Source organism: Pseudarthrobacter sp. Pseusp20, assembly GCF_059492155.1.
This window is the reverse complement of the sequence record NZ_CP168521.1, coordinates 1,156,198-1,168,701: the sequence shown is the minus strand read 5'-3', so window position 1 is coordinate 1,168,701 and position 12,504 is coordinate 1,156,198. Positions and strand designations below refer to the sequence as shown.

At 66.1% G+C, this 12,504-nt stretch carries 12 protein-coding genes; 3 read left to right on the top strand and 9 right to left on the bottom strand.

The genetic code is table 11. The features are described from left to right. Window positions 1-88: 88 nt before the first annotated feature. Window positions 89-538, top strand: a complete 450-nt coding sequence (locus ACEN9K_RS05565; protein ID WP_495635326.1) for a MarR family winged helix-turn-helix transcriptional regulator — start codon at window positions 89-91, stop codon at window positions 536-538. A 25-nt stretch (window positions 539-563) separates the two neighbouring features. On the opposite strand, the gene ACEN9K_RS05560 is transcribed toward ACEN9K_RS05565, so the two are convergent. The 7 genes from ACEN9K_RS05560 to iolC are packed head-to-tail and all read right to left on the bottom strand — an operon-like array spanning window position 564 to window position 9,063. Beyond that, window positions 564-1,706, bottom strand: a complete 1,143-nt coding sequence (locus tag ACEN9K_RS05560) for an MFS transporter (RefSeq protein WP_495635325.1) — start codon at window positions 1,704-1,706, stop codon at window positions 564-566. Next, window positions 1,622-2,635 carry a Gfo/Idh/MocA family protein gene (locus ACEN9K_RS05555; protein WP_018769591.1) on the bottom strand — a complete coding sequence of 338 codons (1,014 nt, stop codon included), beginning with the start codon at window positions 2,633-2,635 and terminating at the stop codon, window positions 1,622-1,624. The genes ACEN9K_RS05560 and ACEN9K_RS05555 overlap by 85 nt, the downstream gene beginning before the upstream one ends. A 32-nt stretch (window positions 2,636-2,667) precedes the next feature. Continuing rightward, window positions 2,668-3,579, bottom strand: a complete 912-nt coding sequence (locus tag ACEN9K_RS05550) for a sugar phosphate isomerase/epimerase family protein (protein WP_495635324.1) — start codon at window positions 3,577-3,579, stop codon at window positions 2,668-2,670. Window positions 3,580-3,601: 22 nt separating this feature from the next. Beyond that, window positions 3,602-5,128: a CoA-acylating methylmalonate-semialdehyde dehydrogenase gene (locus tag ACEN9K_RS05545; RefSeq protein WP_268002639.1), complete on the bottom strand. Its 1,527-nt coding sequence runs from the start codon at window positions 5,126-5,128 to the stop codon at window positions 3,602-3,604. Window positions 5,129-5,166: 38 nt separating this feature from the next. After that, window positions 5,167-7,095 (bottom strand): 3D-(3,5/4)-trihydroxycyclohexane-1,2-dione acylhydrolase (decyclizing), encoded by a 1,929-nt coding sequence (iolD, locus tag ACEN9K_RS05540; RefSeq protein WP_268003350.1) that lies wholly within the window; start codon window positions 7,093-7,095, stop codon window positions 5,167-5,169. Window positions 7,096-7,126: 31 nt separating this feature from the next. After that, the gene (locus tag ACEN9K_RS05535) at window positions 7,127-8,062 is read right to left on the bottom strand and encodes a Cgl0159 family (beta/alpha)8-fold protein (RefSeq protein ID WP_268002637.1); all 936 of its coding nucleotides are present in this window, start codon (window positions 8,060-8,062) and stop codon (window positions 7,127-7,129) included. Beyond that, complete coding sequence (gene iolC, locus ACEN9K_RS05530) at window positions 8,059-9,063, bottom strand: 5-dehydro-2-deoxygluconokinase (protein ID WP_268002635.1); 1,005 nt, start codon at window positions 9,061-9,063, stop codon at window positions 8,059-8,061. Before iolC ends, ACEN9K_RS05535 begins: the two co-directional genes overlap by 4 nt. Window positions 9,064-9,445: 382 nt before the next feature. Here iolC and ACEN9K_RS05525 point away from each other — a divergent pair, with 382 nt between their 5' ends. Together ACEN9K_RS05525 and ACEN9K_RS05520 are read left to right on the top strand one after the other, a co-directional pair. After that, window positions 9,446-9,805: an ArsR/SmtB family transcription factor gene (locus ACEN9K_RS05525; protein ID WP_056389079.1), complete on the top strand. Its 360-nt coding sequence runs from the start codon at window positions 9,446-9,448 to the stop codon at window positions 9,803-9,805. Further along, on the top strand, window positions 9,805-10,287 hold the full coding sequence (locus tag ACEN9K_RS05520) for an SRPBCC family protein (RefSeq protein WP_018769584.1): 483 nt from the start codon (window positions 9,805-9,807) through the stop codon (window positions 10,285-10,287). The genes ACEN9K_RS05525 and ACEN9K_RS05520 overlap by 1 nt, the downstream gene beginning before the upstream one ends. On the opposite strand, the gene ACEN9K_RS05515 is transcribed toward ACEN9K_RS05520, so the two are convergent. Both ACEN9K_RS05515 and ACEN9K_RS05510 read right to left on the bottom strand, forming a co-directional pair. After that, window positions 10,245-11,063, bottom strand: coding sequence for a triose-phosphate isomerase family protein (locus ACEN9K_RS05515; protein WP_134165628.1), 819 nt, complete (start codon window positions 11,061-11,063; stop codon window positions 10,245-10,247). The two genes, ACEN9K_RS05520 and ACEN9K_RS05515, sit on opposite strands and share 43 nt — an antisense overlap. 29 nt (window positions 11,064-11,092) lie before the next feature. Beyond that, complete coding sequence (locus ACEN9K_RS05510) at window positions 11,093-12,439, bottom strand: MFS transporter (RefSeq protein ID WP_018769582.1); 1,347 nt, start codon at window positions 12,437-12,439, stop codon at window positions 11,093-11,095. Window positions 12,440-12,504 lie beyond the last annotated feature (65 nt).

The following is a 12,504-nucleotide window of genomic DNA, read 5'->3' as shown; positions in this document are numbered from 1 at the left end:
GCACATGCAAATATGCCGCGCAAGCAACAATCTCTACCCGCAGCTGCCGGAGGGCTCTCCCGCCGGGACAATTCGTAAAGGAGCAACCATGGGCATCAAGGACGACGCCGTCGAGGTCCGCGCCCAGGGCTGGCGCACCCTGGCGGCCCTGCATGGGCTGATCGAAGGCGAGCTGGAGCGCTCCCTCCAGGCAGAGTCGAAGCTCTCCGTGGTGGAGTACACAGTGCTGGACGCCCTCAGCCGGCAGGACGGCTGGCACATGCGGATGCAGCAGTTGGCGCGTGCCACGGCGCTCAGCCCCAGCGCCACCACCCGGCTGGTGAACCGGCTTGAGGACCGCGGCCTCCTGACCAGGATCCTGTGCGACGACGACCGCCGTGGAATTTATACGGAACTGACGCCCACCGGCCTGAGCCTCCTTGAGGAAGCACGGCCCGTCCACGATGCCACGCTTGAGCGGGCCCTCGGCCAGGCGATGACCATGCCGGAACTCGCACCGCTGGTTGACGCACTGCCCGGGCTGCATGCGCGCGCATAGGACAGCAACGCCCCTTTGAGGATCCTCATAGGGGCTTTGCAAGGAGCAGCGGGCGCTGGTCCGGTCCGGGAACCTTCGCCGCGGCGGCCCCGGCCTTGCTGCCGGCCACATTCTTGAAGTAGTGCTCCAGGTCCTCCAGGCTTTTGTCCTTGGTCTCGGGCACGTATTTGGCGGCAAAGGCGATTCCGGCAGGATCAGGGAGAAGAGGCCGATGAGCAGCAGCGCCGTCGTGGTTCCCACTCGGCCGGTGATCTTGCTGGATCACCGCGAGGCCCAGGCCCACCACGAAGATCCTGCGGAGCCACGGGATGCCCAGGTCCTTCCATGAACCCATTTTGGACTTGTAGTCCTCCGCGGCCATGGCCTTGACTTCCTCGAACTCCCTGCGGGCTTCCTCCTGCGACCGGATCCGCTGCAGCACGCTGAGCGTCTCGCCGAAGCTGCCGATGGAGGCCAGCCAGCGTGGACTCTCGGGCATGACGTTCATCCCGATCCACAGCGCGATGGCCGGCAGGGTGGCGATGACCAGCATCCAGCGCCAGATACCGTGCGATTCGCCGAAGGAGTTGCCCAGGTAGGCGTTGAAAATGAAGGCCAGCAACTGCCCGGTGACGATCATGAGTTCGTTCTGGGTGACGATCCGGCCGCGCCGGTCGCGCGGCGATATCTCGGCCAGGTAGACCGGAACGGTAACGGATGCCCCGCCCACGGCAAGCCCCAGGATAAACCGCGCGGCGATTAACACTTCGGTGTTCGGCGCGAAGGTGCAGCCCAGGGTGCCCAGCAGGAAGACGACTGCCAGGACCATGATCATCCCGCGCCTGCCGTTGCGGTCTGCCAGGCGGCCGCCGAACAGGGCGCCAAACGCGGCGCCGAACAACAGGGACGAGGTCACCAGGCCCTCGGTCAGCGGGGTGAGGCCCAGATCCTGCTGCATATAGGGCAGCGCGCCGTTGATTACGCCGGTGTCGTAGCCAAACAGCAGGCCGCCAAAGGTGGAGATGATCGTGGCGGTCCGCAGGGCGCGCTGGTGGTTGCCGGGCTGCTGTATGGTCGTTTTCCCCTCCGTCCCCTTCTCCTGTCCTACTTGTAGAGGTCGGGCTTCGCAGCCAGCTTCACGGCGACCTTTTCGCCGTTCTTCTGCGCCTCGACGCCTGCCTCGCAGCATGCCGCGGTGGCGTACCCGTCCCAGGCGGAGGGGCCACCGATTTCGCCCCTCAGTGCAGCGTCCACCCATGACTGGATTTCGACGTCGTACGCGGCGCCGAAACGCTCTTCGAAGCCTGGGGTGACGCTGCCGCCCCAGCGGCCGGAACTGCGGGTGTAGGGACCCTTGTCGCCGCCGATGCTGACGATGCCGTCCTCGAAGGAGGCCTGGGTGGCCACCTCGTAACCGAATTTGGCGTTGACGTAGATCTCGACGTCCGCCAGGACGCCGGACTCGGTCTCGATCAGGACGTGCTGGGGGTCGTGCTGGCCGTTGGGAGCATTGCGGGTGGGCTTGCCCAGCCGGACCTGGATGCTGGTGATTTCCTCGCCGGTGAAGAACCGGATGGCGTCGAATTCGTGGACCACGGAGTCATTGATGAGCATCTCGTTGGTGAAGCCCTCAGGGGTGTTGGGGTTGCGGTGCTGGTGGTGCAGCATCAGCAGTTCGCCCAGCTCATGGTTGCGGATGATGGAGCGGAGCGCTGCGTATTCGGCGTCGAAGCGGCGCATGAAGCCCACCTGGATGCGCTGGTGGCCCAGCGCCACTTCGGCTTCGACAATCTTCCAGGAGGATTCGGCGTCCGGGGTCAGCGGCTTTTCGCAGAGGATCGGAATGTCCCTGGCGATGGCCTTGAGCAGGATGTCCTGATGCAGGAAGCCCGGGGTGGCGATGAGAACGGCGTTGACGTCGCCGTTGTTGAGGGCTTCGTCAGCGTCGGCCAGGGCGACTGCGCCGGGGATGTCTTCGACGGCGGCCTCGGCGCGGGCGAGGTCGACGTCGACGACGGCGGCCACTTCGGCGCCATGGATCCGCTTGTTGAGGCGCTGGATGTGGTCGGCGCCCATGCGGCCGGCGCCGATGACGGCGACGCGGAGGGTTTCAGTCATTGTTTGGTCCTTTTGGCGTTAGCAGGAAGAGGTCAGTTGACGGCGGTGCGGGAGCCGCAGGTCAGCAGGTAGTTGCGGGTGCGCTTGGCGATCGGCATCGGGACGTCGAAGGCCACCGGGTACATGTCCTGTTCCACGATCCCGAAGATGGGGCGGTTCAGGGCTTCCACGGCCTCGATGACGGCGCGGAGGTCGGGCAGCCCGCTCGGCGGTTCGGTCATGACGCCGGCGAGGTTGGCCGCGGCCCATGTCATGTTTTCCTCGTTGACTCGCCTGAGGATGTCCGGATTGATCTGCTTCAAATGCAGGTAGCCGATGCGGTCAGGGTAGTTCTTGATGAGCTCCAGGCTGGAGGCGCCGCAGTATTCCGCGTGGCCGGTGTCCAGGCAGAGGTTCAGGTACTGCGGATCGGTAGCTCCCAGCAGCGTTTCGATGTCCTCCTGCGCGCCAACGTGGGAGTCAGCGTGGGAGTGGAACTGCTGCTTCAGGCCGAAGTCCTCCAGCAGGGTCTTGCCCAGGCGGTTGTGGCCGGCGAACAGGTCGCTCCAGGCCTTGTCGCTTAGCGTGCCGCCTTCCACGGCCTCGCCGGTGACGTCGTCGCGCCACATGGCCGGAATGACCACGATGTGCCCGCCGCCCATTGCCGCGGTGAGTTCGGCGACCTTGCGGGCCGGCTCCCAGGCGGTCTCCCACTGGTCCACGCCGCGGTGGAAGGCGGTGAACACGGTGCCGGCTGTGACTTTCAGGTCGCGCTGCTTGAGTTCCTCCGCCAGGCGGGCCGGGTCGGTGGGAAGGTAGCCGTACGGGCCAAGTTCGATCCACTTGTAGCCGGACTCGGCCACTTCGTCGAGGAAGCGTTCCCACGGGGTCTGCTTCGGATCGTCCGCAAACCAGACGCCCCAGGAGTCCGGCGCCGTGCCGATGATCAGCTTGTTCTCAGTCATGACAGCGTTGTCTCTCTGGGTGTTAGTTGGACGGGAAGTTGTAGGAGGCTTCGGAGGCGTGGTGGGTTTCGGGCCAGCGGGAGGTGACGACTTTGCCGCGGGTGTAGAAGGAGACGCCTTCGGGGCCGTAGATGTGTTTGTCGCCGAAGAGGGATGCTTTCCAGCCGCCGAAGGAGTGGTAGGCCACGGGGACCGGGAGGGGCACGTTGATGCCGATCATGCCGACGGTGACGGAGCGCTGGAACTTGCGGGCGGCGGCGCCGGAGGAGGTGAAGATGGCGGTGCCGTTGCCGTAGGGGTTGGCGTTGATCAGCTTGATGCCGTCTTCGAGGGTGTCGACGCGGACCACGACGAGGACGGGTCCGAAGATCTCTTCCGTGTAAGCCGTCATTTCGGTCTTGACGTGGTCGATCACGGTAGGCCCCACCCAGAAGCCGTCTTCGTGGCCCGGGACCACCAGGTCGCGGCCGTCCACCACCATGGCGGCGCCGGCGGCCTCGGCTTCGGTGACGATCCGTACGATGCGTTCCTTGGAGGCCGGGGTGATGACCGGGCCCATTTCGGCGTCGGGGGCGGTGCCGTTGTTGACCTTCACGGCCAGGGCGCGTTCTTCGACTTTCTTGACCAGCAGGTCGGCGGCGTCCCCGACGGCGACGGCGACGGAGATCGCCATGCAGCGTTCGCCGGCGGAGCCGAAGGCGGCGGCAGCGAGGTGGTCGGCGGCGTTGTCCAGGTCGGCGTCGGGCAGGATGATGGCGTGGTTCTTCGCCCCGCCCAGGGCCTGGACGCGCTTGCCGTGTTTGGTGGCGGTTTCGTGGACGTACTGCGCGATCGGGGTGGACCCGACGAAGGAGATGCCGTCCACGTCCGGGTGGGTCAGGAGCCCGTCGACGGTTTCCTTGTCGCCGTGCAGGACCTGGAACACGCCGTCGGGCAGGCCGGCTTCCTTCCAGAGCTTGGCCAGCAGCAGGGACGCGGAGGGGTCGCGCTCGGAGGGCTTGAGGATGAAGGCGTTGCCGGTGGCGATCGCCATCGGGGCCATCCACAGCGGCACCATGACCGGGAAGTTGAACGGGGTGATGCCGGCGACCACGCCGAGGGGCTCGCGGAAGTTGAACACGTCGATACCGGTGGAGACCTGGTCCGAGTAGTCGCCCTTGAGCAGGGTGGGGATGCCGCAGGCGTACTCGATGACTTCCAGGCCGCGGCCGATTTCGCCCTTGGCGTCGGAGAGGACCTTGCCGTGCTCGGTCGTGATTAGTTCAGCGAGGTCGTCCACGTGGGCGGCGACGAGTTCGCGGAACTTGAACAAGACGGCGGTGCGCTTGGCCAGGGAGATGTCACCCCAGCTGTCGGCAGCCTTCCGGGCGGCGGCGACGGCGGCGTCAAGGTCGGCGCGGTTGGCCAGGCGCAGCTCGCCGGTCACGGCCCCAGTGGCCGGGTTGTACACGGGGGTGGTGCGGTCGCCAGCGCCGGCGGTTTCGGCGCCGTTGATGAAGTGGTTGATCACGGTGGTCTGGGTATCGGTGGTCTGGGTGGTGGCAGTCATGGGGACTCTTCCTTGAGGGGGTGGTGTCTGGAGGAGGGTTAGCCGAGCAGTTTGCGCTGGCGGGACTTGTGGTCGACGTAGGTATGGAAGGCCTGCTTGGTGGAATCCAGTTCGGAGACCTGGGAGACGGGGACGTCCCACCAGGACTCGGAGGATGGTGCGTCCAGGAGCGGGTCGGACTCGACATGGATGAGGATGGGCCCGCTGCCCTCGGGGGCGGCCTTGGCGTCGCGGATGGCCTGTTCCAGTTCGGCGATGACTTTCTCGCCGGGTTCGATCCGGATGACCTTCACGCCCAGGGACTCGGCGTTCAGGGCAAGGTCCACCGGCAGGGTGTCCCCTTCGTCGAAGCTGTGCTGTTCTTCGTCCAGGGCCCGGTAGCGGGTGCCGAAGCGCTGCGAGCCCAGGGATTCGGACAGGGAGCCGATGGAGGCGTATCCATGGTTCTGGATCAGGACCACGATCAGTTTGATGCGTTCGGCGACGGCGGTGACCAGTTCGGTGTGCATCATCAGGTAGGAGCCATCCCCCACCATCACCACGACGTCCCGCTGCTCGCCGCCGCGCGCGGCTTCGGCCAGGGCTGCGCGCTTGACCCCGAGGCCTCCGGGGATTTCGTAGCCCATGCAGGAGTAGGCATATTCGACGTGGTAGCCGAACGGGTCCCGGACACGCCACATCTTGTGCAGGTCCCCGGGCAGGGACCCGGCCGCGCAAATCACCACATCCGCAGCGTCCATGGCCCGGTTGGCGGCGCCGATGATTTCGTTCTGTGCCGGCAGCGGGGTGTAGCGGGTGTCAAAGGCCTCGTCCACAGTGGCGTTCCAGCGCTTTTTCTCGGCGGCGACCTTCTGCTCCAGGTCGGCGCCTACCCGGTAGCCGCCCAGTGCTGCGTTGAGCTTGACGAGTGCCTTGCGGGCGTCGGCGACGATCGGCAGCGTGGTGCCGTGCTTGTAGGCGTCGATCGGGGCAACGTTGATGTTGATGAAGCGCACGTCCGGGTTCTGGAACGCTGTGCGTGACGCGGTGGTGAAGTCCTCGTAGCGGGTGCCGATGCCGATGATCAGGTCGGCGTCGGCAGCGATGGCGTTGGCCGCCGTCGTACCGGTGGAGCCGATGGCACCCAGGCTGAACTGGTGGTCCCACGGCAGGACGCCGACGCCGGCCTGGGTGTTGCCTACCGGGATGCCCGTCAGCTGGGCGAGCTTTGCGAGCTCGTCGTTGGCGTAGGCGTAGAGGACGCCGCCGCCGGCGATGATCAGCGGGCGCTTCGCGGCACGGATGGCCGCGGCGGCACGGGCGATGTCGTCGTCGTCCGCGTCGGGGCGGCGGATCCGCCACTCCCGCTCGGCCAGGAACTCCTCGGGGACATCGAACGCCTCGGCCTGGACATCCTGAGGCAGCGAGATGGTTACGGCGCCGGTCTCCGCCGGATCCGTCAGGACACGCAGGCCGTGGTGGAACGCGGAGAACAGCTGTTCCGGGCGGGTGACGCGGTCGAAGAACTTGGACAGTGGCCGGAAGGCGTCATTAACGGTGATGTCGTAGGCGTAGGGCTGTTCGAGCTGCTGCAGCACGGGGTCTGCCGCGCGGGTGGCGAACGTGTCGCTGGGCAGCAGCAGCACCGGCAGCCGGTTCGTCGTGGCCAAAGCGGCACCGGTCAGCAGGTTGGAGGACCCCGGGCCGATCGAGGTGCTGATGGCGAAGGTCTGGCGGCGGCGGGTATGCCGGGCATACCCCACGGCCTGGTGCGCCTGGGCCTGTTCGTTCCGGCCCTGGTAGTACGGCATGATGGCCGGGTCCAGCTGCTGGTACTGCTTCAGGGCCTGCCCCACACCGGCAACGTTACCGTGCCCGAAGATACCGAACGTGCCGGGGATGAGCCGCTCCCGGTAGTCCACACCGCCCACCTTGTCGACGGTGTATTGCTTGGACAGGTATTCGACGACGGCCTGGGCCACCGTCATCCTGCGCGTTCCTGTTGTGTCCATGGGGAGGCTACTCCGATACTTCCGTGGTGTGGTTCAGCAGTGAGGCGGCCGTGGCCACGGCACCGGCAACATCGCCGTCGGCCGGGTACAGGAGCGTCCGGCCAACAGTGAGGCCCTGGACGCCCGGGAGCGCCAGTGCCGCCTGCCAGGACGCAAAGACCTCGTCCTGGGACCCATCCGGGTCTCCGCCCAGCAGGACGGTGGGCATGGTGGTGGCGGCCATGACGCGTTCCATCTCCGCCACGACGGGAAGCTTCATCCAGGTGTAGGCGCTGGTGGAGCCCAGCCCCTCTGCGATGGCGATGGACTTGATCACGGCGTTGGTGGACAGATCGTTGCGGACGCGGCCGTTTTCCCGGACCGACAGGAACGGTTCCACCATGGCAATCAGCTTGCGCTCCGCCAGCGAATCGATGGCCTTCGCGGTCGCTTCCAGGGTGGCCACGGTGTCGGGGTCGCCCAGGCAGATGCGGGTGAGCATCTTGCCGCCGTCAGCACCCAGGGCCTCCAGAGCGGCGGCGGTGTGGCCGGTGAAGCGGTCATCGAACTCGTTGACCAGCCCGGAGAGGCCGCCGCGGTTCATGGAACCGAAGACCAGCTTGCCGTCCAGGGCGCCCAGCAGCAGCAGGTCGTCCATGATGTCCGGGGACGCCAGGACACCGTCGACGGCGGGGTTGGCCAGGGCGATCTGCAGCCGGTCCAGCAGCTGACGCCGGTCAGCCATGGCCACGGGGTCGCTGCCGACGGCAAGGGCGCCGCGGGCGGGGTGGTCGGCGGCGACGATGAAGTTCTGCCGCCCCGACTTCAGGCCGGGGTGGCGCCGGCGGGACTTGGCCGCCCGGGCCACGGCACCAGGGTCTTCCAGCCGTATAGTGCTCAGGTGCTCATAGCGGCGCGGATCGTCGTCCACAGCGTTGTTGGAAGCAAGAGAGGTGAGGGTCACAGTGCTGCTCCTTCGGGAATCGAGGCGCCCGGAACCGCGCGGCCGCGTTCGGCCAGCAGCGAGGTGACCTCCTCCGGCGTCGGCATGGCGTCGGCGCAGGAAAGGCGTGAGGCGACGATGGCGCCGGCGGCGTTGGCGTAGTCCAGGACCTGTGCCAGCGGCCAGCCGGAGAGGAGTCCGTGGCAGAAGGCGCCGCCAAAGGAGTCGCCGGCACCCAAGCCGTTGAGGGTTTCCACCGGGACGGGCGCGGAGACCACGCGTTCGGTGCGGGTCTTGGCCATCACGCCTTCCGCGCCAAGCTTGACGACGGCGATTTCCACGCCGGCAGCGAGCAGGCGGTCCGCCTGCTCATCGGGAGTCCCCTCGCCGACTGCCACGGCACATTCCTTGTCGTTGCCGATCGCGACCGTGACGTGCGGCAGGACCTTGGCAACCTCGGCCCGGGCCTCCTCCTCGGAAGCCCAGAACATCGGCCGGTAATCCAGGTCCAGGATGGTGAACTGGCCCTCAGCCAGCCCGGTCCGCGGCCGCGCCTCATGCGCGGCAATGTGCGCTGATCGCGAGGGCTCCTGGCACAGGCCGGTCACCGTGGACCAAAAGATCCCGGCCTCACGGATGGCGTCCAGGTCCAGCTCTTCAGCCTTGATCTGCAGGTCCGGCGCCGTGGGGAACCGGCCGTAGAAGTACAGCGGGAACTCGTCCGTGGCCGGCTTGATCGCGCAGAAGGTCACCGCCGTGGGCCAATCCTTCACCGGGGTAACAAAGGCGTCATCGACGTTGAACTTTTGCAGTTCGCGGTGCAGGTAGGCGCCGAACGGATCATCCCCGGTCCGGGTAATGACCCCGGTGCGGCGTCCGTGGCGGGCGGCGGCAACCGCGACGTTGGACGGTGAACCGCCAAGGTATTTGCCGAAGGAATCAACGTCCTCCAGGCCAACCCCGATGTCGTTCGGGTAGATATCAACGCTGATGCGCCCGATCGTAAGAAGCTCGTGGGTCACGGGAATCGTGGACCTTTCTGGTGTGGAACGCGGATCCTTCGAGGGGCAGGAGTTCCGGGACTGGCAGGCCGTGGCGTGGGCCACAGGCACTACTTTGCCTTAGATCCAATGTCCTGTCAAAGGTTTGTACTGACATACTTACAACTGAAGCTGCCGGGCGCCGCGGTCCCAATATTTCGGGTGCCGGAACTACTTTTTAGCGACGGCCAACTCTCCCGTGCGTACTGCGCGCAGCCGAAGTCGAAGGACCAGCCACCGGGCACTGTTTTCCACGTAACCGGAATCCCTGAAGACCCGGGTCTTGAATCGTCACCCTGGGACTCTTATGCTTAAACAACCTAAAGGTTGATAAACCTGGAGGTTGATTAGAAACGGGCAGGCAATGAACCCTGAAAGTGCGGCATTGGACTCGGCCTTCATGGCCCTGGCAGATCCCGTGCGGAGAAGCATCATCGCCCGGCTCAGCCGGGGCCCGGCAACAGTGAACGAATTGGCAGAACCGTTCGAGATCTCCAAGCAGGCGGTCTCGAAACACATCCAGGTACTCGAGCAGGCCGCGCTGGTGACCCGAAGCAGGGATGCACAGCGCAGGCCCGTCCACCTGAACCCGGCGCGGCTCGAGGAGCTGACCGCCTGGATTGACCGGTACCGGTTGGTCCGCGAAGGCCAGTTCCGCAGCCTCGACGCCGTTCTTAGGTCAAACGCTGCGGACAGCGGCGAAAAATCCTCCAAGGAGTCATGATGAGCAATTCCCTGAAACTCAGCGTTCCTGAGGGCGTCCCCTTCATCGATTACGAGCGCGAGTTTGATTTCCCGGTGGCGGACGTGTTCCGCGCCCACAAAGAACCGGACCTGATTGTCCAGTGGCTGGGCCCGCGGGGCTTGAAAATGGAGATCGACCACTACGATTTCCGCACCGGCGGCAGCTACCGCTACCTGCACACAGGACCGGACGGTGTGGCCTACGAGTTCAAGGGCATCTTCCACACCGTCCGGGACAACGAATTCGCCATCCAGACCTTTGAGTTCGGCGGATACCCGGATGTGGTCAGCCTGGACTTCATGACGTTTGAGGACCTGGGCAACGGAAGGACCCGGTTGCGGGGCCACTCCGTCTACCCAAGCCAGGAGGCGCGCGACGGCATGGCCCAGTCCGGGATGGAGGGCGGCCTGAGCGAGGGCTACGAGCGGCTGGAGGAATTGCTGGCCGGGGCGCGGGTCTGAGCCAGGGCGAGGGCTTCGTCCAGCACGCGGCCAAGGTTGGCGGCGTCGTGCGCAAAACGGCCCAGGAAGAGTCCGTCCGCTGCGGGAAGCTGCGGCAGCAGCCCTGGCCCGGCACTGCCGCCATAAATCAGGGGGCAGTCCGGGCCCAGTGCGGCCCGGAGCAGGGTCAACACGGAGTTGATGTGCTGCGGCGGGGCGGGTGCAGGAGCACCGATAGCCCATACGGGTTCATAGGCCAGGACCAGGCAGCTTAGGAGGCTGGCGTCACCGCCAGTAGCGGCGTGGACCTGCCGCACGCAAAAGTCGGCGGCAGCACCGGCGTCGAGCCTGTCCGGCTCACCGATGCAAAGCAGCGGGGTAAGGGAACTGTCGACGGCGGCACGCACCTTGCGTGCCACCACGGCGTCGTCCTCGGCGAACAGGCTGCGGCGTTCCGCGTGGCCGATCTCGACGAGCTGGACGCCCAGTTCGGCCAGCATGCCGGGGCTGACTTCCCCGGTGAGGGGCCCGTCCCCCCAGGCGCAGTTCTGGGCGCCGAGCAGGACGGGTGAGCCGGCCAGGATCCGTGTGGCCGGCTCCAGGACGGGGAAGGAAGGGATGACGAAGACCCGGACCGGTGCGTCCTTGGCGGAATGCGCACCCAGCCCGGGCCTTTCGTCCACAACGGAGCGCACCTCCGACAGCCAGCGCAGGCTTGCCTGGTAACCCAGGTACATTTTGGTGCTGACGCCGATGTGGACGGTGCCGTTGCCTGTGCTGCTGCCGGAGGTGCGCATGAAGTTCCTTGCGATGTGTTGTGACGGGCTCAGTCGAGCAGGTCGTCGGCCTTGTTCTTGAACCGCTTGGTGGCGTACATCATTGCGGCGGCCACGAAGGGCAGGACGCCCAGGGCGTACACACCCATGGATCCGGTGGGCGAGTGCGTGGCCTCGTTGACGGCGGTCCGCAGGATCGGGGCCACAAAGCCGCCCAGGTTGCCCAGCGAGTTGATCAGGCCGATGCCGGCCGCTGCTGCGGATCCGGCGAGGAACGCGGTTGGGTAGGACCAGACCACCGGACCGACGGCGAGGAAGCTGCAGACTGCCAGGGTTATGAAGATCATGCCCAGGACCGGCTGGTGGTTGGTTCCCGCCCAGGCCGAGCCGAAGATGCACAGGCCGGTGGAGAGAAACAGGATGGTGCCGAACTTCCGCCGCTTGGCAACGGTGTTAGCCGCCCGGCCTATGAAGTAGCAGGAGAAGATGCCGAAGAACCACGGGACCGCGATCAGCAGGCCGACGGCGAGGCCCACTTTCTGCCCGGTCAGGGACGACACCTGCTGCGGCAGGAAGAACGTCACGCCGTAGACGGCGATCTGCAGGCAGAAGTAGATGGCGGTGAAGTACCAAACCCGGCCGTTGCGCATGGCGGCGAGGATGCCGCGGGGGCCGGTCTGGTCCTTGATGTTGTCCTCCAGTGCCATGACTTCCTTGAGCGCGTACTTCTCCTCCCGGCTGAGGAACTTGGCCTTTTCAGGACCGTTGATCAGGAAGAAGAAGGCGGCGATGCCGGCCAGGACTGCGAGCAGGCCCTCGACGAAGAACATGACCTGCCAGCCGCGCAGGCCCGGCACCTGGTCGCCGATGTTGATCAGCCAGCCGGAGAGGGGGTTGCCGATCATCTGGGAGAACGGCTGGGCCAGGTAGAAGATGGCGAACATCTGGACGCGCACCTTGTTGGGGAACCATTCGGCCAGGTACATGATCACGCCGGGGAACAGGCCGGCCTCGGTCACGCCGAGGAGGAAACGCAGGATCACGAACGAGGTCTCGCCCTGGACGAAGGCGAAGCACGCCGAAACGATACCCCAGGTGATGGCGATGCGCGCCAGCCAGATCTTGGCGCCGACCTTCTTGAGCAGCAGGTTGCTGGGGATCTCGAAGATCGCGTAGCCAATGAAGAAGATGCCGGCGCCCAGGGCGAAGGCTGCGGCGGACACTCCTTTGTCCGCCCCGAGGGCCGCCTCGGCAAAGCCGACGTTGGTGCGGTCCAGGAACGAAACGACGTACAGGATGACCAGCATCGGCATGAGCCGGCGGGCCGCCTTGAAGATCGCGGACTTCAGGACCGGACGGGCCAGAAGTTCCTTGGATGTTGCGGTGGTTTCGGACACAACACTCTCCTTCGAGTGGTGACGTGGTGGTTTCCGCGGGCCGGCGGCCCGCATGTTGGTGGTGG